21 protein-coding genes are annotated in these 22589 nt (G+C 64.1%); 11 read left to right on the top strand and 10 right to left on the bottom strand.

Annotated features, from left to right (window positions below):
• Window positions 1-25 precede the first annotated feature (25 nt).
• Entirely contained in the window at window positions 26-1396 is a 1371-nt protein-coding gene (locus DGI_RS02010; protein WP_021758969.1) for a dihydrolipoyl dehydrogenase family protein, read from the top strand.
• A 114-nt stretch (window positions 1397-1510) separates the two neighbouring features.
• On the opposite strand, the gene DGI_RS19155 is transcribed toward DGI_RS02010, so the two are convergent.
• The 3 genes from DGI_RS19155 to DGI_RS18215 are packed head-to-tail and all read right to left on the bottom strand — an operon-like array spanning window position 1511 to window position 3436.
• The gene (locus tag DGI_RS19155) at window positions 1511-1981 is read right to left on the bottom strand and encodes a hypothetical protein (protein WP_235621136.1); all 471 of its coding nucleotides are present in this window, start codon (window positions 1979-1981) and stop codon (window positions 1511-1513) included.
• On the bottom strand, window positions 1978-2841 hold the full coding sequence (locus tag DGI_RS02015) for a hypothetical protein (protein WP_027192944.1): 864 nt from the start codon (window positions 2839-2841) through the stop codon (window positions 1978-1980). Before DGI_RS02015 ends, DGI_RS19155 begins: the two co-directional genes overlap by 4 nt.
• A 1-nt stretch (window position 2842) precedes the next feature.
• Window positions 2843-3436 carry a structural protein gene (locus DGI_RS18215; protein ID WP_144284087.1) on the bottom strand — a complete coding sequence of 198 codons (594 nt, stop codon included), beginning with the start codon at window positions 3434-3436 and terminating at the stop codon, window positions 2843-2845.
• Between the two features lie 327 nt (window positions 3437-3763).
• On the opposite strand from DGI_RS18215, the gene lysS reads away from it, so the two are divergent.
• The 7 genes from lysS to DGI_RS02050 all read left to right on the top strand — a co-directional run bounded on the left by lysS (window position 3764) and on the right by DGI_RS02050 (window position 11846).
• The gene (lysS, locus tag DGI_RS02020; protein ID WP_021758973.1) at window positions 3764-5275 is read left to right on the top strand and encodes a lysine--tRNA ligase; all 1512 of its coding nucleotides are present in this window, start codon (window positions 3764-3766) and stop codon (window positions 5273-5275) included.
• Window positions 5276-5317: 42 nt separating this feature from the next.
• Window positions 5318-6550: a lipoprotein-releasing ABC transporter permease subunit gene (locus DGI_RS02025; protein WP_021758974.1), complete on the top strand. Its 1233-nt coding sequence runs from the start codon at window positions 5318-5320 to the stop codon at window positions 6548-6550.
• Between the two features lie 92 nt (window positions 6551-6642).
• Complete coding sequence (locus DGI_RS02030; RefSeq protein WP_021758975.1) at window positions 6643-7320, top strand: ABC transporter ATP-binding protein; 678 nt, start codon at window positions 6643-6645, stop codon at window positions 7318-7320.
• Window positions 7304-10003 (top strand): outer membrane protein assembly factor BamA, encoded by a 2700-nt coding sequence (gene bamA, locus DGI_RS02035; RefSeq protein ID WP_034607185.1) that lies wholly within the window; start codon window positions 7304-7306, stop codon window positions 10001-10003. The genes DGI_RS02030 and bamA overlap by 17 nt, the downstream gene beginning before the upstream one ends.
• 192 nt (window positions 10004-10195) lie before the next feature.
• Window positions 10196-10714 (top strand): OmpH family outer membrane protein, encoded by a 519-nt coding sequence (locus DGI_RS02040; protein WP_021758977.1) that lies wholly within the window; start codon window positions 10196-10198, stop codon window positions 10712-10714.
• Window positions 10715-10797: 83 nt separating this feature from the next.
• Window positions 10798-11262, top strand: coding sequence for a 3-hydroxyacyl-ACP dehydratase FabZ (gene fabZ / locus DGI_RS02045; protein WP_021758978.1), 465 nt, complete (start codon window positions 10798-10800; stop codon window positions 11260-11262).
• A 53-nt stretch (window positions 11263-11315) separates the two neighbouring features.
• Window positions 11316-11846 carry a hypothetical protein gene (locus tag DGI_RS02050; protein ID WP_021758979.1) on the top strand — a complete coding sequence of 177 codons (531 nt, stop codon included), beginning with the start codon at window positions 11316-11318 and terminating at the stop codon, window positions 11844-11846.
• Here the strand turns inward: DGI_RS02050 and DGI_RS02055 are convergent.
• From DGI_RS02055 to DGI_RS16770, 6 genes are all read right to left on the bottom strand, one after another.
• A complete protein-coding gene (locus tag DGI_RS02055; protein WP_021758980.1) occupies window positions 11836-12903 on the bottom strand; it encodes a DUF1786 domain-containing protein in 1068 nt (355 codons plus the stop codon). The genes DGI_RS02050 and DGI_RS02055 overlap by 11 nt on opposite strands.
• A gap of 9 nt (window positions 12904-12912) precedes the next feature.
• Window positions 12913-13950: a glycosyltransferase gene (locus DGI_RS02060; RefSeq protein WP_021758981.1), complete on the bottom strand. Its 1038-nt coding sequence runs from the start codon at window positions 13948-13950 to the stop codon at window positions 12913-12915.
• Between the two features lie 48 nt (window positions 13951-13998).
• On the bottom strand, window positions 13999-15840 hold the full coding sequence (locus DGI_RS02065; protein WP_327022966.1) for a GspE/PulE family protein: 1842 nt from the start codon (window positions 15838-15840) through the stop codon (window positions 13999-14001).
• 170 nt (window positions 15841-16010) lie between these two features.
• Window positions 16011-16931, bottom strand: a complete 921-nt coding sequence (locus DGI_RS02070; protein WP_021758983.1) for an ATP-binding protein — start codon at window positions 16929-16931, stop codon at window positions 16011-16013.
• Window positions 16932-16988: 57 nt separating this feature from the next.
• On the bottom strand, window positions 16989-17198 hold the full coding sequence (locus DGI_RS02075; protein ID WP_021758984.1) for a hypothetical protein: 210 nt from the start codon (window positions 17196-17198) through the stop codon (window positions 16989-16991).
• The gene (locus DGI_RS16770) at window positions 17198-17632 is read right to left on the bottom strand and encodes an Hpt domain-containing protein (protein WP_021758985.1); all 435 of its coding nucleotides are present in this window, start codon (window positions 17630-17632) and stop codon (window positions 17198-17200) included. The genes DGI_RS02075 and DGI_RS16770 overlap by 1 nt, the downstream gene beginning before the upstream one ends.
• A 220-nt stretch (window positions 17633-17852) precedes the next feature.
• Between DGI_RS16770 and DGI_RS02085 the strand changes: the two genes are divergently transcribed.
• The 3 genes from DGI_RS02085 (at window position 17853) to trpS (ending at window position 20037) form a co-directional block, all read left to right on the top strand.
• Window positions 17853-18236 (top strand): response regulator, encoded by a 384-nt coding sequence (locus tag DGI_RS02085; protein ID WP_021758986.1) that lies wholly within the window; start codon window positions 17853-17855, stop codon window positions 18234-18236.
• A gap of 96 nt (window positions 18237-18332) precedes the next feature.
• On the top strand, window positions 18333-19004 hold the full coding sequence (locus DGI_RS02090; RefSeq protein ID WP_021758987.1) for a site-2 protease family protein: 672 nt from the start codon (window positions 18333-18335) through the stop codon (window positions 19002-19004).
• 37 nt (window positions 19005-19041) lie between these two features.
• Window positions 19042-20037: a tryptophan--tRNA ligase gene (gene trpS, locus DGI_RS02095; protein WP_021758988.1), complete on the top strand. Its 996-nt coding sequence runs from the start codon at window positions 19042-19044 to the stop codon at window positions 20035-20037.
• Here trpS and DGI_RS02100 read toward each other — a convergent pair.
• Window positions 20018-22540 carry a DNA internalization-related competence protein ComEC/Rec2 gene (locus DGI_RS02100; protein ID WP_021758989.1) on the bottom strand — a complete coding sequence of 841 codons (2523 nt, stop codon included), beginning with the start codon at window positions 22538-22540 and terminating at the stop codon, window positions 20018-20020. The two genes, trpS and DGI_RS02100, sit on opposite strands and share 20 nt — an antisense overlap.
• Window positions 22541-22589: the final 49 nt, after the last annotated feature.

Consider the following 22589-nt stretch of genomic DNA (forward strand, 5'->3'; position numbering starts at 1 on the left):
AACCACCCATACGCAAGGAGACGCCATGGAACACTCCTACGACCTCATCGTCATCGGCGGCGGACCAGCCGGCGGCGCCGTGGCCTCACCCTGCAGCGAGGCCGGACTTTCGGTGGCCATGCTGGAAAAGGATGCCTTTGGCGGCGTCTGCCCGTTGCGAGGCTGCAACCCCAAAAAAGTCCTGCTCGGTCCGGCGGAGCTGCGCGCCGCTGTCCGCCATCTGGCCCCGAACGGCCTGGAGGGCGAATTGCGCGTCAACTGGCCGCAGCTCATGGACTTTGTGCACAGCTTCACCCGGCCCGTCCCGGACGCTGCGGAAAACGCCTATCAGATGAAAGGGATCGAAACCTATCACGGCGCGGCCCGGTTCCTGGACGCCCATCGCGTCCAGGTGGGCGAGGACGTGCTGCACGGCAAGTATATCGCCATCTGCACCGGTCGCGTGCCCCGGCCGGTGTCCTTCTCCGAGGTCGGCCCGCTGCCCACCTCCAACGAGTTTCTGGAGCTGGAGGAATTGCCCCGCCGCATCGCCTGCATCGGCGGCGGCGTGGTGGCCCTGGAGTTGGCCAGCCTCGCCCTGCACGCCGGGGCCACGGTGCACCTGCTGCACCGTTCGGAGCGGTTGCTGCGCGGTCTTGATCTGGACTGCGTGACCGCCCTGGTGGAAGCCCTCGGCCAAGCCGGCATGGATATCCGCATTAACACCTCGGTGCTGTCCGTCACCCCCACGGCCGACGGACTGCTGGTGGTGTTCGACCAGGACGGGACCGAACAGGCCGTGATGGTGGACGCCCTCTTCAACTTTGCCGGCCGCGAGGCCGACGTGGCCGGGCTGGATCTGGCCGCCGCCGGCCTGCAGGAAGCGACTCCCGGCGCTTTCCGCGCCGGCCTGCCCGTCACCCCCACCATGCAGACGGCGCAGCCGCACCTCTTTGCCGCGGGCGATTGCGCGGCCACCCCCTTCAACCTCACCCCCAGCGCCAGCCTGGAAGGGGCGGTGACGGCGGCCAACATCATCGCCCTGCACCAGGGACAGCCCCTGCAGACAGTGGACTATCGCGGCATCCCGAGCGTGTGCTTCAGCATCCCGCCCGTGGCCAGCGTGGGGCTTTCCCAGGCCCAGGCAGAGGCGGACGGCGTGCCGCACCGGGTCAAGACATACAATCTGGCCAACTCCTTCCCCTGGAAACGCCTGGGCGAACACGCGGGACTCTCCAAAGTGATTCTGGACGAAGACGGCGACCGTCTGCTGGGCGCGCATCTGGTGGGCCACAACGCCGAGGAGATGATCAATACCCTCGCCCTGGCCATCCGGGCACAGGTGCCCCTCTCCGCCCTGCGGCAGGCGGTCTGGGTCTATCCGACCTGCGGATATTATTTGAAATATCTGTTGTGAGGCCCCGGAGACGGGCGGGCATTCCAGCGCAGCGAATCTGTGAAGCTGGGCCTTGCAAGAGAGAAGGCCTTACAAGCGGTTGCCCCCCCGGCCTTGTCGGGGGGGCATGCACCCTTATTGCTTAAGAAGTTGTCTCACCCTATCCATTTGACTTGGAAACAAATCTCCCGGCACCTTGTCGCGCCCGAGTGTCTTGCATACTTTGTATCGGGCACATTCCTGAAAATCTCCCTTGCAGTATTTTTCTTTCATAAGGTTTGCGGTTCCAGGTTTATTCGCCATTTTATCATTGAAAAAAATACACTTTAACAGCATTTCACAATTAGCCATGGCGTTTCCCCCCTTCAGATTGGATTGCTGAAACATGGTGGATTTCCGGCCAGACACTACTCCATTTTTTAAGTTTTGCAATATCTCCTTGCCGAACCCAGTCGCTTTCGTGCGCCAGCATGCCGAGGGTGACGGCAATATCACGCCCAAGCCGGGCCCCGCTGAAGGTCCGCAGGGCCGGGGCAGCGGCTGTTGAGCGATGCGCCACAGCAGCAGGCACCACCAGACACCTCGCAACTGGCGCATTGCCCTCATGGTGCATCCTCTCCAGGGGACGGCCCCGGCGCAATGGCCTCGCGGCCAATCTCACGGCCGTGCAGATCCAGGCGCAGCAGTTCCGACGGGACCTTGTCCGGACAGGCGGTACGGGCCAGGGCCAAGGCGGATGACAGCGTGCGCACGATCAGCAGCACCGCATCACTGGCGAAGCCATCCAGCAATGGCGCATCGCTCAACAGCCGCTGCCCCTGGACGACCAATTCCACCCGCCGCACGGGCATGGCCACGTCGTCCCAGACAACCCAGGTGGGTTCAGCCGAAGCCCTGAAGGCCGCGAACCGTTGCCGGGCGGCATCGTCCAGGTGAATCCCCACCCGATACAGAACGCCTTCCGTCGAATCCTCCCGCCATAGGGCATCGGGGAGCTTCGCCAGGGTGATGGCGGTCACCTCTGCGCAGGTGACGGGAAATGCCGGACTGCGCGGCGTTGCCGCCTGGCTTTTCAGATCCGCCTGACTCAGGGGGCGGACAAACCGGCGAGATTCCGGCACCGCAGCCCTGAGCACGGCAGGACATCTGGCCCGGACCAGGGACAGGACCGTTTCCAGCGCCGCCGCGTCCAGGGGAATCCGCCCCGTGCGCAGCGGATTGAGAAGATGCATGCGGAGCAACGGCTCCCCGTACAGGGTGACGGCAATATCGCGCCCAAGCCGGGCCTCGCTGAAGGCCAGCAGGGCCTTGGCGCCCTGGGGATTCAACAGGAGGACGGGTTCCGCCTCGCCGCCGGCAGGGAGCAGCACGCCGTGGATGGTGTGGCAGGAGAGGTCGAAGAACGTTGCCGCCCAGGCTGCATGATGAAACAGCAGCATCAGCGTGACCACAATTATCAATTTCATACTATCCATCTATCATATAAAAATAACTACTATTATCGCCAACAGCCACAAGAATGAGTACGTTCCACATCAGTGGCGCCTCACCAAAATGGCTAAACCCGATGGTGCGTTGTTGGCCTACAGAAAGAGGGGCCATCGTATCGCCGCCGAGATTTGTTTTTATCGTTACCCCACCTAGAAATGGTCCAAGGTTCTTGACTGTTACAAAAATCTTCTGCCCTCCTAAAAACTGTTCGCGTACGCCGTCATCATACCCGGAAAAAACTCCGGCACTTTGATAGGCTATATGCCGCGACATGTCTTCTGCAGAGGCATCATTTTTGGGAGCATCTGTTGCGCCGAATTCTTTATTGTTTTGGAAAGTTGGCAACTGACATTTTTGCACCTCCACAGTACAACGGCAATTGGGATGCGGACGGGCGGGGACATCCGGATACAAAAACTTGCGGCCATCCAATGCCTGGCAAGCCAGGCAGGCATTGGGGCTGGCCCGCCAGACCCAACGTGACAATGGCGATTTTTCATACTGTTGTCTATCAAGTTCCGTCAATGGTGCGCGCAAATTCCCCACAGGAAGCTGACGGCGACGGGCCATGTGCGCCCTCCTTCGGTGTTGGTTGCATGCAGGAACACCCCATGCTACCTTTCCACCGTCACCTGCGCAGGACGGAAATGTTGGCACCTTGCCTTCCCGGCCGCCTGCAGGTATGATCAGCCTCTTTTCAAATCAGACTATCCCCCTCACTTGACGAGGCCGCCGCTTTTTCGTAGCCTCCCAGCCTTCGTCACGATTCCCAGAGAGCATTCCCCCGTGCCCCAACATTCCGCCACGCCCCCCGCGACTCCCGCGCCCCCCGTTTCCAAGGCCCCCAAGCCCATCAAGCTGCCTGTCAAGTCTCCCCACGTGGAGGACTTCCAGCCCATGCTCCAGAGCCTGGATGCCCGGGGCGAGCTGAACGAGGTCATCAAAAACCGCGTGGCCAAGGCCTGCACCCTGCTGGACGAAGGCACCCCGCTGTTTCCCAACAGCTTCCGCAAGGATACGGCGGTGGCGGACGTGGAAGCCCGGTTCGGGCAGCAAGACGCCGAGGCCCTGGCCCTGGTGGAGGAAACCTTCACCCTGGCCGGCCGCATCGTGGGCCTGCGCTCCTTCGGCAAGCTGGCCTTCTTCCACCTCCTGGATGCCACGGGCAAGCTGCAGATCTGCGCCCAGCGCGACGTGCTCGGCACCGATCAATACAGCCTGTTCAAAAAATTCGATATCGGCGATATCGTCGGCGTTGCCGGCCGGTTGTTCCGCACCAAGACCGGCGAACTCACCCTGGACGCCACAGCCGTGCAGCTGGTGACCAAGAGCTTCCGCCCCCTGCCGGAAAAGTACCACGGCCTCAAGGACGTGGAGATCCGCTACCGCCAGCGGTACGTGGATCTCATCGTCACCGAGCGCACGCGGGAAATTTTCGCGGCGCGCACCACCATCGTCAAGGAACTGCGGCGTTTCCTGGACGAACGGGGCTTTCTGGAAGTGGAAACGCCCATGATGCAGGCCATTGCCGGCGGCGCCACGGCCAAGCCCTTTCTCACCCATCACAACGCCCTGGACATGCAGCTCTTCCTGCGCATTGCGCCGGAGTTGTACCTCAAGCGGCTGCTGGTGGGCGGGTTCGAAAAGGTCTACGAGATCAACCGCAACTTCCGCAACGAAGGCATCTCCACCCAGCACAATCCGGAATTCACCATGCTGGAGTTCTACTGGGCCTATGCGGATTATCGCAAGCTCATGGACCTGACCGAGGAGATGTTCGCCCGCGTGGCCACAGCCGTGACCGGCTCCCCGGTGATCACCTACCAGGGCCAGCAGGTGGACCTCACCCCCGGCGCCTGGAAGCGGCTCTCCTTCCATGAGTCCCTGGAGCAGGTCGGCGGCTACTCCCCGGAACTGTTCACCAATTACGACAAGCTCAAGGCGTTCATCCGCGAACGCGGCGAAAAGGTCATCGCCGGGGAAAAGCTGGCCAAGCTGCAGGCCAAGCTCTTTGACCTGGGCGTGGAACCCAAGCTCATCCAGCCGCATTTCATTTACGGGTACCCCACGGACATCTCCCCGCTGTCGCGCAAGAGCGAGGCCGATCCCAGCATCACGGACCGTTACGAGCTGTTCATCACCGGTCGGGAGCTGGCAAACGCCTTTTCCGAGCTCAACGACCCCATGGACCAGCGCCAGCGCTTTGCCGAGCAGATGGCCGAAAAGGCCGCCGGCGACGACGAAGCCATGCCCCTGGACGAAGATTACCTGCGCGCGCTGGAATACGGCATGCCGCCGGCCGCCGGACAGGGCGTAGGCATCGACCGCCTGACCATGCTGCTGACGGATTCGCCCTCCATCCGCGAGGTCATCCTCTTCCCCCTGCTCAGACCCGAGGCGGAGGGATAGCTGCCGCCCGGCCCCTGGCTCCTCCGGAACACCAAGGACACCATGTCGTACGAGCTGTTCATCGCCCTGCGGTACCTGCGCGTCCGCCCCAAGCAATCCTTCATTTCCGTCATTTCCCTGGTGGCCATGATCGGCGTGGCCCTGGGCGTGGGCTCCCTGATTGTGGTTATGGGGGTGATGAACGGCTTTTCCACCGAGCTTCGGGACAAGATGCTCGGCATCAACGCCCATGCCGTGGTGCTCTCCACCGAGGGCCGCATTCCGGACTATAAGGAAGCCCAGCGCCTGTTGGGCGAGATGCCCGGCGTGGTGGCCTCCACCCCCTTTGTGTACGCCGAGCTGATGATGTCCTCGCCCCATGGCGTCAAGGGGGTGGTGCTGCGGGCCGTGGATCCCGAATCCGCCGCCAGTGTCCTCACCCTGGACAAGGACATCCGCCAGGGGGGCAAGCTGGCCTCCCTGCAGGCCCAATGGCAGGGCCGGCCGGGCGTGCTCCTGGGCCGGGAACTGGCGGACCGTCTCCGGGTGACCGTGGGCAGCCAGGTGAATCTGCTCTCCCCCACCGGCCGCCGCAGCGCCGCCGGGTACGCCCCCAAGGTGATGATCTTCCAGGTGGCCGGCATCTTCAAAACCGGCATGTTCGAGTACGACAGCTCCCTGGTGTACATCTCCCTGGACGCCGCCAAGGATCTCCTGGGCTTTGCCGAGGTGCAGGCCACGGGCATTGAGGTCAAGGTGGACGACGTGGACAAGGCGGACCAGATCAGCCAGCGCATCCGCAAACTCCTGCCGCCGCCGCTGTACATCCGCCACTGGATCGAGATGAACGCCAACCTCTTCGCAGCCCTCAAGCTGGAAAAAACAGCCATGGCCGTGGTGCTGGCCATGATCGTGCTGGTGGGCTCGTTCTCCATCGTCACCACCCTGGTCATGCTGGTGATGGACAAGACGCGGGACATCGCCGTGCTCATGTCCATCGGCGCGTCCCAGGCGGGCATCCGGCGCATTTTCACCTGGCTGGGGATGATCATCGGGCTGGCCGGCACCACCGGCGGCTTTGTCCTGGGCCTGGGCGTAAGCCTGCTGCTCAAGCGGTACCAGTTCATCAAACTGCCCGAGGACGTTTACCCCATGGACCACCTGCCCGTGCTGCTGGATCCCGTGGATCTGACAGCCATTGCCGTGGTCTCGCTGCTGCTGTGTTACCTGGCCACGGTATACCCGTCCCGCAAAGCTGCCCGGCTGAACCCGGTGGACGCCTTGCGTTTCGAGTAGCCGGGTGGTAGTTCCAGAAAATATCTAGGTTTTAATTCTGGAAAAAAACTGTTCCCACCGCCTCGATTTCAAGCTATTGGGGAGCAAGCCGAATGTTGTATGAGCTTTGTGAGGTCGGCCGGACATTCCCTGGCCCTGGGGACGGGATTACGGTGCTCAATGCCGTGAGCCTGGGGGTCGATACGGGAGAGTCCGTGGCCATTCTGGGGGCCTCCGGCTCGGGCAAAACGACGCTGCTGCACCTGATGGGCGGTCTTGACCGTCCGTCGCGAGGCGTCGTACGCTTTCAGGGGACGGACATGGGGACGCTGGACCCGCCGCGGCTGGCTGCATTGCGCAATCGCGAGTTGGGATTCGTCTTCCAGTTCCATCACTTGTTGCCTGAGTTCAGCACCCTGGAGAATGTGGCCATGCCGGGTCTTGTGGCAGGCCTGCCCAGGCAGGAAGCCCTGGCCCTGGCGGCGGCGGCCCTGGAGCGCATGGGGCTGGGCGCGCGGACAAGCCATCGCGTGACCACCCTTTCCGGCGGCGAGCAGCAGCGCGTGGCCATTGCCCGCGCCATCCTGCTCTCCCCCAAAGCGCTGCTGGCCGACGAACCCACCGGCAACCTGGACGAAAAAACCGGGGCCCTGGTGGGACACCTCCTCAAAGAGCTTAACGAGGAACGGGGCATGGCCCTGGTGGTGGTGACGCACAACCACTGCCTCGCCCGCATGATGCACCGGCAACTGGAACTGTCTTCTGGAGAACTTTATGCGCGTGCGCTTTGATTGGTCCGCCTGGCGTGCACTGGCCCCGGCGCTGTGCCTTGCCCTCACCCTGCTCGTCTGCCCCGCCTGGGCCCAGACATCCGACAACAAAGACATCACCATCGCCGTGCTGCCGTTCGAGGTGAATGCCGAGCCCTCCCTGAGCCACCTGAACCAGGACCTGCCCAAGATGGTGGCAGAACAACTGCGTCAGGCCGGGTTCACGGTGGTGGAGGAATCCGCCCTCAAACGGCACATTGCCAGCCGCAAGGTGCAGTTTTTGGATCTCAAGGCCGCCCGCGAACTGGCCGTGCTCACCAAGGCCAATTACGCCATTTACGGCAGCTTCAGCCAGGCCGGGGAATCCCTGAGCCTGGATGTGCGGCTGGTGGAAGCCTTCGGCCAGGAGCCGGCCCGGCCGCTCTTCGTCAGCAAAAAGGGCCTGACCAACGTGCCCCTCGCCGTGGGCGAGCTGGCCATGCGCGTGCGCTCGGAACTGGCCAAAGCCTCCGCCATCGCAGACATCCAGATTCGCGGCCTGGCCTACCTGGACGACGACGTGGTGCTCATGCGCCTGGGCGTGCAAAAGGGCGACCCCTTTGACCCCAGCAAGATCAACGAGGAACTCAAGCGCGTCTTCGACCTCGGCTACTTCGACGACGTCAAGGTTTCCGTGGAAGACGGCAGCGGCGGCAAAATCCTGATCTTCGACGTCAAGGAAAAGCCCCGCATCCAGGCCATCGGCGTCCTCGGCAACAGCGGCATCGACGCTGACGACATCACCGAGGCCATGTCCACCAAGACCGGCAACGTCCTGAACCTGAAGGTGCTGGCCGAGGATCTCCAGAAAATCCGCGAGCTGTACCGCGGCAAGGGCTATTATCTGGCCCAGGTGGATTACGAACTGGAGCAGACCGGCGCCGCCCAGGCCCGCCTGAACATCGTGGTCAAAGAGTCCAAAAAACTCTACATCAGCAAGATCACCGTGGAAGGCGTCACCACCTTCAGCGAATCCGACCTCAAGGGCGAAATGGCCCTGCAGGAACGCGGCATCCTCTCCTGGATCGCCGGCGGCGGCGTGCTCAAGGAAGAACTCCTGGACCGCGATGCCGCTGTCATCGAAGACTACTACGCCAACCGCGGCTTCATGGACGCCAAGGTCTCCCCGGCCAAGGTGGACTACACCGAAGAAGGCATCGTCATTTCCTACACCGTGGTGGAGGGCGAACGCTACAAGGTGGGCAAACTCGCCTTTGATGGCGACCTGCTGGCCCCCGAAGCCGAGCTGCTCAAAATCGTCAAGCTCGACGACATGGCCGAGCAAGGCGAATGGTTCTCCCGCGAAGTGCTCCGCGAAGACGCCAAACGCCTCACCACCTTCTACAACAACTACGGCTACGCCTTCGCCGAAACCGATGTGACGTTCCAGCGCGACCAGGAAGCCGCCGCCATCGACGTCGGCTTCGCCATGCTCAAGAACCAGAAAGTCACCCTTCGCCGCATCCTCATCGAAGGCAACGACAAGACCCGCGACAACGTCATCCGTCGCGAAATCCTCCTCGCTGACGGCGACGAGTTCCACGGCACCAAGCTGCAGGCCTCCAAGGAAAATCTCAAGCGCGTGGACCTGTTTGAAACCTACGACATCGAAACCGTGCCCACCGAAGACCCCAAGGAACTGGATCTCAAAATCCGGGTCAAGGAAAAATCCACCGGCACCCTGGCCGGCGGCGTGGGCTACGGCTCCTTCGGCGGCGCGTTCGTCTCTGCCAAGATCACGGAAAAGAACCTCTTCGGCAGCGGCTACTTCGTGGGCTTCTCCGGCTCCTTCAGCGGCAAGGCCACCCGCTTCGACTTCACCTTCACCAACCCCCGCGTCTGGGATTCGCACCTGCTCTTTGGCCTGAACGCCTATTACAACGACCAGAGCTATCCTGAATTCGACAAGGAATCCGTGGGGACGATCTTCAAGTTTGCCTATCCCATCGGCTACCACACCGTGCTGGACTGGTCCTACGGCGTGGAACAGTACGAGATTGACGGCGTGAGCTGGTGGTCCTCCTCCGAACTGCTCGAAGAAGTGGGCAAGCACTGGAGCAGCGTGGTCAGCGTGGGCGCCACCCGCAACACCACCAACCGTGACCAGAACCCCAACGACGGCACCAAGACCACTGTCACCCTCTCCATGGGTGGCGGCCCCCTGGGCGGCGACAACGAATTCGTCAAGGCCGTGGCCGAGTACCACCTCTTCTACGGACTGCCCTGGGGCCGGGATCACATCTTCCACTTCCGCACCCAGGCCGGCATTCTCGGCTCCCTGCTCGGGGACGATGTGCCCGTCTTTGAACGCTTCTACCTTGGCGGCATGAACTCCCTGCGCGGCTACGAAGAACTGCACGTCTCCCCGCGCGACGGGCTGACCGGCGACACCATCGGCGGCTACAAGATGTTCTTCGCCAACTTCGAATACCTGTTCCCGCTGTACGAGGAGTTCGGCCTGCAAGGCGTGGCCTTCTTCGATATGGGCGACTCCTGGGGCAATGGGGATTCGGTCAACTTCGACCTCAAGAAGAGCGTGGGCGCCGGGTTGCGCTGGTACTCGCCCTTCGGCCCCCTGCGTGTGGAATACGGCTACGCCCTGGATTCCATCCGCTCCCAGGGCGACAAGTACCGCGTGGAATTCTCCATGGGCCAGAACTTTTAACCAACGGTCCCTCTGCAGCACTCAGGCCGGGCGGCATTGCCGCCCGGCCATTTTTACGCAGAACACACTTGAAGTCCGAACCCTTTTCGCGTAAACATCCCCTGTCTGACGCCTCAAACACCCTGCAACCAGCAGGCGTTTTCCATCACCACTCTCCCCGTTCGCAGTACCGTGCAGCAAGGAGCCCCATTCATGCGCAAAGCCATTCTCCTGGCAGTTCTCTTTTGCTTGACCGCCACGACCCCCGCCTTCGCCCAGGACCCCGTCAAAATCGGTGTGTTCAGCCTGCGTAAGGTCATGCTTGAGTCCGCCCCCGGCAAAAAAGCCTATGCCCAGCTCAAGAACGCCCTGGAACCCGAAAAGAATGCCCTGGCCAAGGAAGAGCAGGAGCTTAAGAAGTTGAGCGAAGACTTCAAGAAGCTCGCCGCCACCCTCTCCCAGGAAGGCAAGGAATCCAAGCAGCGTGAACTGCAAAAGCGCTTTGGCGACTTCCAGATGCGCCTGCAGAGCTTCCAGAAGAAGGCCTCCGAGGAAGAAGCCCGCCTGCTGGAGCCCTTCAAGGAAACCATCTTCAAGACCATCCAGAAGTTCGGCTCCGACAACAGGTACACCCTGATTCTGGTGGACTCCCAGGGCGGCGTGGCCTTTGCCGCCGCCGGCATCGACGTGACCGACGCCATCATGAACGAGCTCAGCAAGGGCGGCAAGTAGCCTGCCGCGTGCGTGCCGCCGCGCTCCCCACCTGTGCGCGGCGGCATGCCTCATCATAACAACTGCTGGCATCAGGGGGAGTCATGCATCAGGAAGCATCCGGCAACGCCATCAATCTGCAAGGAATTTTGGAACTCCTGCCCCACCGTTATCCGTTCCTGCTGGTGGACCGGGTGCTGGATTGGGAAAAAGGCAAGTTCATCAAGGCCCTGAAGAACGTGACGTTCAACGAAGCCTTCTTCCAGGGGCACTTCCCGGGGCAGCCTCTCATGCCCGGCGTGCTCATTCTGGAGGCCATGGCCCAGGCCGGCGGCATTCTGGTGAGCCTTTCCCTGCCGGACATGCCATCCAAGCTGTTCGTGTTCACCGGCATGGACAAAGTCCGCTTCCGCAGGCCCGTGCACCCTGGCGATCAGCTGATCCTCGAAACCACCGAAGTGCGCCAACGTATGCAACTGGTGAAAATGCACTGCCGCGCCTCCGTGGATGGTGATCTCGCCTGCGAAGCGGACCTGAGCGCCGCCATCGTGGACCGAGCCTCCATGTAGCGCCGCCTGCGGAGCGCCTTCGCGCAGTGTGTTGCACCCCCTATGGTCTCGCCATGCAGTTGAACCAAGAACACCTCAAGATCCTCAAGGACATCTCCCTGTTCTCGAGGGTCCATCGCTACCACGGCATGCTGCCGCGAAAACTGGCGCTGTTCTACGATGACCAAGCCATCGACGAGCTGTTGCACGCCGAATACATCGAGCGGGTGCATTTCAAGTACCCCTGTGGGTCCAACACCATGCTGCTGCGGCTCACCACTGCCGGCGCTGCGGCCCTGCAGGCAGATGTGGGCGCGGCAGAGACGTTGCCAGACAATGTGGTGCTTGATGAGCTGACCCAGGAACAGTGGGACGTTCTGTCCGACATCTACCACACCTCCCAGCTGCGCCGCTACGGCGGCATTCTGCCCCTGGAAAAGGTGGAGGATGAGCGGATGGATCCCAAGATCATCAACAAGCTCTACGCGCGGGGATTCCTCATCCGCGTCAAGGCCGAGATGGGCTCCGGCAAAAAGCGCAAAGGCTTCATCATCTCCAACAAGGGCCTGCGCTACCTCAATTTGTATTCGCCCATCATGCAGTAGCTGCCCCGCGCAGCCGCTGCCCGTGCAGCAGCCCGAACGCCCCGGCCAGCATCATGTCTCCGCCCGGGGCGATGAACTGTGCCGCAGCCCCGCCCTCCTCGCTCCCGGCCAGCAGGCTTCGTTGCGGCCCAAGCACCACCAGCCGATCAAACGTCCCGGCCGCAGCCGGCGGTTCCAGCCGCAGGCTGCCATGCCCGCCCGAGGCATGCACCTGGGCCTGCGCCAGCGTTCCCCGCCGGAACTGATCCAGATCCGCCAGCAGTTCTTCCCGGCTGCGCATGCCCGTGTGGTGCTCATACACGCCCCAGATGCGCCCGCCATGCACCAGAAAGGCAATCAGGTGACTGTTGCCGCAGTTCACCACGCACACGCCGGCCTCGCGTTGCAGGGCCTCGATGGCAGGATCGAACAACGCCCCCAACACCGCGGCGGCGCCGGTATCGCCCACCAGCCCCCCGGCGATGCAGCCTTGCAGGGCCGCCAGCCGGGTGTATTCCCGCGGCGGCGTCTCGAACAGCAGCGCCTCGGGCCGGCCCTGGCCCTGCTGCAAAAACGTCTCCCACAACCGGAACCGGCCCAGGCGGTTGCCCCCGTCCGGATGGTGTCCATGATCCTGCACCGCGGCGGCCACCATGGCCGGCATGGGCAGCCCGGCCATGGCCAGCCAGCCCTGCCACCAGGGCCAGGAGAAATCGCCAGTCCAGATGGGCACATGCCCGGCCGGACACTGCTCCTGCACCGTCACGCCCATGGATTCCAGAAAGGCGGGATTGTCGAAGAGCGAGAGCCCGGCGCGACTGGTGGATGAAGCCGGCATCCCGGCAGCCAGGTGTGCCTTGAGCGCCCGGAAGAAGCCCCCGCCCATGATCTCCCCATGCAGATGCACGCCCTGCCCGGCGACGGTGCAGGCGCGGATCTGTCGGGCCACCTGCTGCGCCGGGGATGGCAGCACAAACTTGGGGCAGTTCTCCAGGGGCCAGCGGCCGTCCAGCACCTCATCCGGCACCAGCAGCACATCCTGGGTTCCGCTTCCGATATCCAGCAACAACAGGGCCATGCATCCTCCTTACGCCGCCAGCAGGTAATCCCGACCGGCGACGAATCCTTGCGATTCCAGAAATTCGGCAATCTGCACATGGGCATCGCGGCTGGCCACATAGGAGAGCACCAGGCACTCCCCGGCCGGGGGAAGCCCTGCCCGCGGGATGACCGGCACGCCGCCGTAGCGCTGGCCGATCTTTTTGGGGTCGATGTCCACCCAGGCGACAATGCGCACGCCGTGCGCCAGCAGCAGCCGGGCCCGCTTGCGGCTCACCTGACCCGCACCGATGACGTACACGTCCGGATGATGCGGATTATGCCGGGCCAGCCAGCGGGCCAGGGCCTCGGTTTTAAGGGCATAGAAGGCCTCCGCCGCATAGTTGGCGTGGGTACGGGACAGGCGCGAGGGCGGATCGTTCCACACCACAAGCGTTTCCGGACACTTGGCCATGGCCACGTCCGCATCCAGCCACCGCAGCCAGAGGTCGTAATCCTCGGGAAACGGCCCCTCGCGGTAGCCGCCCAGGCGCTGCACCAGCTCGCGCCGGAACATCACCGAGGGATGGGCCAGGGGGGATTCACGAAAGCGGTTGGCGGCAATGGCTTCTGGCGTCGTCAGGGTGTTGATCCAGTCCACATAGGCCGCATAGCCGGCGCAGTGGTCTCGGCATCCGCCAAAGGCCACCATGCAGGAGGCCAGCCCCAGGGAGGGCTGCGTCTCCAGCAGCTGCCACTGCCGGGCCAGGCGCTCGGGGTGGCTCCAGTCGTCCCCGTCCATGCGGGCAATGTATGGTCCGCGGGCCAGGGTCAGGCCATGGTTGAGGGCGGGCACGATGCCGCCGTGCGGCATGACCACAGGCCGTACGCGGGAGTCCCGGGCGGCATAAGCCTGCAGCAGGGGCAGGGTGGCGTCCTCGGAGCCGTCGTCCACGGCCAGCAGCTCGAAGTCGGCAAAGGTCTGCCCGAGGATGGATTCCACCGCCCCGGCCAGGGTGGCGGCGGCGTTGTACACGGGCATGAGGACGGAAATCTGCACAGCGGCAGGACACTCGGCGGCAGGCATGGCCGTGTGTACCCTGCCGCCGTTCCAGGCGCAAGCGTCGCGCAGGCATCAGAACGCCACGCTGGTGAACTCCTCGAAGGTGGTCAGGCCCTGAAACACCTTGAAGGCGGCATCCATCTTGAGGGTGGAGAGCCGCTTGGCCTGCACCGCCGCCTGCTTGATCTCCACCGAGGACGCCCGCTTGAGGATGAGGGGCTGCACCACATCGTCCACCTCCAGCACCTCATACACCCCCATGCGGCCCTTGAAGCCGGAATTCTCGCACTTGAAGCAGCCCTTGCCCTGGAAGAAATGCATGCGCTGGCTGCCGCTCACGCCCATGGACCGCAGGGCGGCGGCTGGCGCCTCGAAGGGTTCGATACAGTCCGGGCAGATGCGCCGCACCAGGCGCTGGGCCACCACCACCAGGAGGGTGGAGGCGATGAGGAAGGGTTCGATATCCATCTCAATGAAGCGCGTCACCGCACCGGCGGCGTCGTTGGTGTGCAGGGTGGAAAGCACCTTGTGACCGGTCATGGAGGCCTGGATGCCGATGTTGGCTGTTTCCTGATCCCGGATTTCCCCCACCATGACCACATCCGGGTCCTGACGCAGGATGGCCCGCAGGCCGGAGGCAAAGGTCATGCCGGCCTTGACGTTCAACTGTACCTGGGTCACCTCGTCGATGCGGCTTTCCACGGGGTCTTCCAGGGTGATGGTATTGATGGTCGGCTTGCTGATTTTCTTGAGGATGGAGTACAGCAGCGTGGTCTTGCCCGAGCCGGTGGGGCCGGTGGCCAGCATCATGCCGTAGGGCTTGAGGATGGCCTTGTCGATCTTGACGCGTTCCTTGTCGCTCATGCCCAGTTGATCCAGAGACAGGGGCTTGGCGCTCTGCACGTGCAGCCGCATGACCACCTTCTCCCCGTAAATGGTGGGCAGGGTGGAAACGCGGACACTGATTTCCCGATGCTGCACGCGGTACGTGAAGCGGCCGTCCTGGGGCACGCGGGTGACGGAGATATCCAGGTTCGACAACAGCTTGATGCGCGAGATGAGGGGCAGGAACAGCTTTTTCGGCGGCGGCGGGAAGGATTTGAGCTCGCCATCGATGCGGAACTTCAGCTCCAGCTTGTCCTTCTTGCGGCTGAAGTGAATGTCCGAGGCGCGCTTGTTCATGGCCTGCACCAGGATGGAGTTGACGATCTTCACCACCGGCGCATCCTGGGCCATGCTCTGCAGCGAGCCTATGTTGAGCTCGCCGGCATCTTCCCCCTCATCCACGGCGTACTCTCCCCCGTCCTCCTCAATCTCCTCGAAGGTCTCGTGGGCGAGTATGCCGGCATCCAGGCTGCGGCCATAAATGGCATGGGCGATGTCATCAAATTCATGCTTGCTGCAGATGGCGATTTCCACTTCCATCCTGGTCACATGCATGATGGAGTCCAGGGCGGTCAGATCGGTGGGATCCTGCATGGCCACCCAGAGCACGCCGCCCTGCCTGGCCAGGGGCAGCACCATGCACCGTTCGGCCAAATCCGAGCTGATGAGGCTGGCCAGGGAGGGGTCTGGCACAAAAGATTCCACATCCAGGCGCTTGACCTTGAGCTGCCGCGAGAGCACGGCCAGCAGCCGCGCCTCTTCCACGATGCCGTTCTGGATGAGAAACTGTCCCAGCTTGAGGGGGCTGCCCCGCTTGGCCACCAGGGCGTCATCCAGGGCCTGCTGGGTGAGCAGCCCGGCCTCCACGAGCATTTCGCCCAGTCGCTTGCGCGGTCCTTGCCTGTGCTTGCGGGCAATGTCCTTGGCGGCATCGGCATGCCCCGTGGTGGAGGCGGCCTCGTCTGCGTGCGGGTCCTGGCTCAGGTGTTCCATCATCCTTTCCTCATCCCCCAGGTTGGCGGCAGCCATGCGTGCGCCGGCCCTGACCGTACTGCCGGCGTCACCGTGTCATGCCATGGATACCGGTGCGCCAAAACAGCCAGCCTTGCAAGGGGGGGAACCGGGAGGACTCCCCTCCCTTTTCCACTTCAACAGGCCTTTCTTTTTGAAGTGGAGGCGGAATCAGCCCGGACGCAGGCTCAGAGTTCCACGGGCATGTCGCGGCGGGCGATGGCCTCGCGCATGCGGCACACGCTGCAGCATTCGGCATTGGTGGGATGCCCGCACTGGGTGCACGGCACAATGGCGCATGGCGCAGCAGCCTGCGCCTGCCGGAAAGGCTGGCGGCCGAATTCCAGAAATCCAAGATAGAACTGCAGCTTCTGGCCGGGAGACGTCTCCTCCAGACCGGCCAGCAGGGACTTGTGCCCCGTAAAGCTGGCGCCGCGGCTGTAGGGGCATGCGCCCATATGGTACTCAATGCCGGCCAGAAAGCAGTACGCGGCGGTCTCGAACTCAGACAACCGCCACATCGGCTTCACCTTTTTTGCAAACCCGTTGCCTGCCGGCAGCATGGGGCCCTGGTCCGCCAGCTGGGCGGCATCCCACCGGATGACGTTGGCGAACAGCCGGCTGGTCTCATCGTCCAGGTTGTGCCCCGTGGCCAGCACGGTGAAGCCCCCCTGCACGGCCGCGCGGTTGAAGAGCTGCCGTTTGATGGTGCCGCAGGCCGAGCAGATCGGGCGGTTGATGCAGTCCTTCACCAGGGGGATGGCCAGCCCTTCGTCGGCCAGCTGCACCACATCCAAGGGGATGCCGTGCGCGGCGCAGAACCGCTCCACCGCCGCACGCGCCGGTGCGGAGGAATCCGGGATGCCCAGATCCAGATGCACGCCGTGGACGCCATACCCCAGCCGGCGCAGCAAATGCGCCATGGCCAGGGAATCCTTGCCGCCGGAAAGGGCCAGCAGGATGGTGTCTGCATGGGAAAACAACCCCTGGCTGCGGATGGCTTTTTCCACCTGCCGTTCCACAAATTCCAGAAAGCAGGCCTCGCAAAACCCGGTGTGATGGCTGGGCAAGGCCACTGCGGCCCTGGCCCGGCAACGTTTACACTTCATGAAGCTCGTCGATGGTGATGAGTGTGGCGGTAGTATACCGTTTGCAGTGGTCTGCAATCACCCGCGGGAGGTGACGGGCCGGATGCGCAGCCGAGCCCCTTCTTCGAGGATGACATCCCAGGTGACCAGTTGCGGGCCGTCTGCCGTCTCCAGGATGGTCAGCGTCTCATTCTGCCGAAATCCCAGCCGGTTGAGCACGGCGCGCACGGACTTGCAATACTCCACTTCGCGCTCCTTGCCCCCCGGCTCCATGATAACTGTAACCATTAGTCGCCTTTATTTTTTCCGGACTCCGCCATGCGCGCCAGTTCCGAAAGCAGCAGCCTGGCTTCGGCATGCAAGGCGGCCCATGCGGCGTCCAGTGCTGCGAACCCGGCATCGTCCCCGCTGTCGAACCCTGGCGCCCCGGCCAGACGCTCCAGCACGGCCGCCAGTTGCTCGCAGTGTTGCGCCCCGATGATGGCCGCAGCGCCCTTGAGCGCATGGGCCTGCCGCTGCACCTGGGCAGCATCCCGGCCCTGCATGGCCACCGCAAGATGCTCCAGCCGGGCAGGCGCATCCGACGCAAAGGAGGTGAACAGCAGGTGCAGCAGTTCCACATCCCCGCCAAGGCGATGCAACGCGGCAGCATACGCCAGATGCGTGGCTGACGGAAGAGCGGAAGCGGCGACGGCGGGCAATTCGGGGGCGGTATGACTCATGAATCCTCGTGCATTGGAGCAGAATACTCCAGCCGCCCGCAGCAGCGCAAGGAAAATCCCACGCCTGCAATTCCGGCAGGTCAGGCACGCAGCCGTCTTGAAAACGCCTTGTCATTGTCACAGGCATATACTACATGACGAGTATCCCCGAGAGGCCATCTGCTCTGCCCGCGTGCGGCATGGGCAGCATTGAGCCCCGACGTCCGGCAAGGAGCGAGACATGAGCGAGGCCCGAAAGGTCCTGGTAGTGGACGACGAGAAGCACATCCGCATGCTGTACCGTGAAGAGCTGGAAACCGACGGCTATGTCATCGCCACATCCGACGGCCAGGAGGACATCCTGCAGGTCATCGCCCGGGAACAGCCCCTGGTGGTGGTGCTGGATATCAAACTCGGCGCCAACCGGTCCGGCCTGGATCTGCTGCAGGAAATCCGCAGCAAGCACCAGACCCTGCCGGTCATCCTCTCCACGGCGTACGACAGCTTTCAGCACGACCTCAAATCCATCGCCGCTGATTATTATGTGGTGAAATCCGTGGATTTGGCAGAACTCAAAGATAAGGTCAGCCAGGCCCTGAGCAAGGCCGCCCGACTGGCGACATAACCCGGCCAGGCCCGGCCGCGCCCGGCTGTATCGATCTGGCCCACAGGCCCTTCCTGCATTGCCCTTGGCCGGGCTTCGTGCTAGCGCTGAGCAGCTATGAACGACTTCATCTCCGATTTGAACCGGCTGCTCATTTTCTTCCTTCCCTTTGCCCTGGGCATCATCCTGCACGAGGTGGCCCACGGGTACATCGCGTGGCGGCTGGGGGACCCCACCGCCAAAAACCAGGGCAGGCTCACGCTGAACCCCATCAAGCACGTGGACCCCATGGGCCTGGCCGTCTTCGTGCTCACGGCCCTGTTCACCGGCTTTGTCTTTGGCTGGGCCAAACCCGTGCCTGTGGACCCGCGCTACTTCAAGAACCCCCGCCAGGGCCTCATGCTCTCCTCCATGGCCGGGCCGGCCACCAACTTTGCCCTGGCCCTCTGCTTCGCCTTTGCCTTCACGGCGCTGTACGGGCATGCCGCCACAGCCCCCCTGGGCAGCACCGGGGCGTATTTCCTGGATCCCCTGGTGCGCATCTGCCTGGCCGGCGTCAGCGTGAATCTGGTCCTGGGCGTGCTCAATCTCATTCCCATCCCGCCCTTGGACGGTTCCAAGGTGGTGCAATACTTCCTGCCCCGGGACCTGGCCCTCAAGTACCTTTCCCTGGAGCGCCACGGCTTTCTGCTGCTGTTGCTGCTCATTGCCTTCGGCGTGGTCGGCCGGTTCATCCGCTTCATCGTTGAACCCCTGTTCACGGGCGTGATGACCCTTGCCGGCGCCTGATCCTCCCCTTGCACCCTCAGCCTCGCCACCTACCGCCATGACACCCACTCCGCGCATTGTTTCCGGCATGCGGCCCACCGGCCCCCTGCACCTCGGCCATTATTTCGGCGTGCTCAAGCAGTGGCTTGAGCTGCAATCCACCCACCACTGCTACTTCTTTGTGGCAGACTGGCACGCCCTGACCAGCGAATACCACGATCCCCTGCGCATCCGCGGCTTTGTGCCCGAGCTGGTGATGGATTGGGTGGCCGCCGGGCTGGATCCCGCCCGCTGCACCATTTTCCAGCAGTCCATGGTGCCCGAGCACGTGGAACTGCATCTGGTGCTGTCCATGATCACCCCCACCAGCTGGCTGGAACGCAACCCCACGTACAAGGATCAGTTGCAGCAGCTTGCGGAAAAGGATCTGACCACCTACGGCTTTTTGGGCTATCCCGTGCTCCAGGCCGCGGACATCCTGCTGTACAAGCCCCAGGCCGTGCCCGTGGGCCAGGATCAGCTGCCCCACCTGGAACTGACGCGGGAAATCGCCCGCCGCTTCAACTTCCTTTATGGCGAGACCTTCCCCGAGCCCCAGGCCCTGCTAACCCCGGCCGCCAAGTGCCCGGGCCTGGACGGCCGCAAGATGAGCAAAAGCTACGGCAACTCCATCTACCTGCGCGAAGACTTTGTGGACGTGCGCAGCAAGGTGATGCAGATGCTGACCGACGCCAACCGCAAGCGCAAGACCGATCCGGGCGATCCGAACATCTGCAACCTCTTCCCCTATCACGTGCTCATGACCGGCGCCGAGGATCAGGCCGCCATCCGCGACGCCTGCGTCAAGGCCGAAATCGGCTGCGTGGACTGCAAGAAAAAGCTCATCGAATCCATGGAAGCCTTCCTCACCCCGCTGCACGAGCGGCGCCGTCATCTGGTGGAACACCCCGAAGAGGCCTGGGACATCCTGGAACGCGGCTCGGCCGTGGCCCGGGAAGAAGCGCAGCGCACCCAGGACGAAGTGCGCCGGCACATCAATTTCCTCGGGCGGTAGTCACCCGCGGCATGCTGCCGGGGCTGTCCCATTCCAGGCGCACAGCCCCGGCTTCGGCCGTCACATGCAGCGACACCCCTCGGGCCGCCAGGGCCTCGCGGACGGTATCGCTCGGAAACCCCCATTGATTCCACTGCCCGGCGCTGGCCAGGGCCACGGCCGGGGCCACGGTGTCCAGGAAGGTTTCGGAAAGGCTGTTCCCAGAGCCGTGATGCGGCAGCACCAGGGCCGAGGCAGCCAGCCTGTTGCCGAACCGGGCCGCCAATCCCTCCAGGCCCGCCCGTTCCAGATCCCCGGGCAGAATGGCCAGCGCCCTGCCCTGCCACAGCACGCACAGGGTCAGGGACTCCGCATTGCCCGCTCCGGCTGCCTTGCGGCGGGGATTGAGCGCCGCCAGTCGCAGTCCTGCCGCCGGGTCTCCCAGGCGCAACACCTCGCCGGCCAGCAGCGGCTCTTCCTTCAGACCGCCCTGCCGCAATGCCCCAGCCAGACGTGCCTGATCCCAGTCGGCATTGGGCGCACCGCCGTTGGACAGCACCCGCCGCGGTCCCAGGTGACTGATGGGATAGTAGCAGCCGCGCAGATGATCCACATCGTGATGACTGATGAAGACCAATTCCAGAGACGGCCGGCGCAGCCAGGCCAGGGCCGGCAGGATGATGCTGCGGCCGGGATCGAACGTGCGGGACTGAAAGCCGCCGCCGTCGATGAGGGCGCGGCTGCCGTCCGGGCCTTCCAGCACCAGGGCCTGCCCCTGGCCCACGTCCAGGGCCGTGAGCCGCACCTGTCCTGAAGCCGGCAGCAACGTCGGCAGGCATCCCGCAACAAACAACGCGCAGGCTCCCGCCAGACCGGCCGTCTGCCAGGGCGTTGACCGGCCCGCCGCAAGACGGATGGTCGTCCAGCAAATGATCCCCCACCAGCCGACCCACACTGCCCAGTGCGGCCGGATGGCGGCATGGCTCTGCAGCATCCCCCGGGCATCCAGCCAGCCCAGGCCGGCCAGCAAGGCGTCGGCCGAAACACTGGAAAGATCAAGCAGCCACCCGGAAACACTGGCCATCCAGGGCAGCAGGCCCGCCAGGGCCGTGCCCAGCACCCCCAGCAGCGCGCCGGGCACCACCAGCAGCCCCAGCAGCGGCAGCCACACGGCATTACACCAAAAGCTGCTTTGCACCTCGCCGAAGTGCCACAATTGCAGGGGCAGCAATGCCGCCTGTGCCGCCACACTCACGGCCAGCACCTGCACCAGCAGCCCCAGCATGCGCCGCAGGCTGCCATGTGGACCGGGCACGCCGGCCAAACCGGCGGCCGCGCCGCGCAGTCGCCAGCCCAACACACCGGCATAACAGGCGATGCCCGCCACCGCAGCCACGGAAAGCTGCAGCCGCAGATCCACGGCCATGGCCGGCGAAGCCAGCAGCAGCAACGCCACAGCCAGAAACAACCCGTCCAGCACCGCCGCCGGCCGGCCGCGCCAGGTCAGCAGGCACCAGATGGCAAACATCAGCGCCGCCCGCAGCAAGGACGGCGTGGCCCCGCCGAGCCACACATAGCCGGCCACCAGCGCCAGTCCGAACACCACGCCCCACTTGCGGCGCGGCAGGCGCAGGTATGCGGATGGCCAGAGGAACCCCAGCCCCCAGGCAGCGGCCCAGCCCAGGGAAGCCACAAACCCCACATGCGCGCCGGACAGGGCGATGGAGTGCGCCAGGGAGGCCGTGCGCAGGCGATCCACCGTCTCGTGCGACAACCACTGCCGTTCCCCGAAGGCCATCGCCAGCGCCAGGGCCCGGCCCTGATGCGCGGCGAATCGCGGGTCATCCGTGTCGTCCCGGGTCAGACTGTCCAGCGTGCGATGCAGCAACACGGCGCGCAGCCGCTCCGGCCACCACCCCGGCGCAAGCACCTCCGCGGCCACGTCCCGGCCCCGGCTGTACGCCCTGGCCACCACGCCCTGCCGCATCCACCAGCCTTCGCTGGACTGGCTGCCAAAATTGACGAAGCCCCCTGCCGGACTCACGGCCAGCATCGTGCGGATCTCCGCCCCGGGGAGCAATGCAGGCAGCAGGCTGTCCGGCGGATAGTCCCAGGTCCAGGCGAGGCGACCCGGCAACGGGCGTGTGGTGTTGGCCGAATCCGTCAATGTCACATGATCCAGGATGCAGCGCAGCCGGTTCCCGGGCAGGGACTCGCGCTCCAGCATTCGGGCAGTCACCTGATATTCGGCGCGCCGGCTGAGCCAGTCCGGCGCCTGGACGCGTGGCATGTCCAGCCAAGCCAGTCCCACACCCAGCCCCAGACAGGCCACGGCGGCGACCAGACGCACCGGCCCGCGCAAGAGATCGCGGCAGAGCAGGAAGATCAGGCCCCAGGCCGGCAGCCCGGCCCAGGGTGCATCCCAGGCCAGACAGCCGGCGAACAGGGCAAGCAGGCAGGCATGCCACGGCTGCAGCGGGGGCAGCCGGGCGCTTGCGGCGGATCGGACGCCAGCCGGAGCCATGGCGGCACCCCGCGTGCCTGGCCGTCGGCCCGATCTGTCCATCCACTCC

This window comes from Megalodesulfovibrio gigas DSM 1382 = ATCC 19364, assembly GCF_000468495.1.
Lineage (GTDB): Bacteria > Desulfobacterota > Desulfovibrionia > Desulfovibrionales > Desulfovibrionaceae > Megalodesulfovibrio > Megalodesulfovibrio gigas.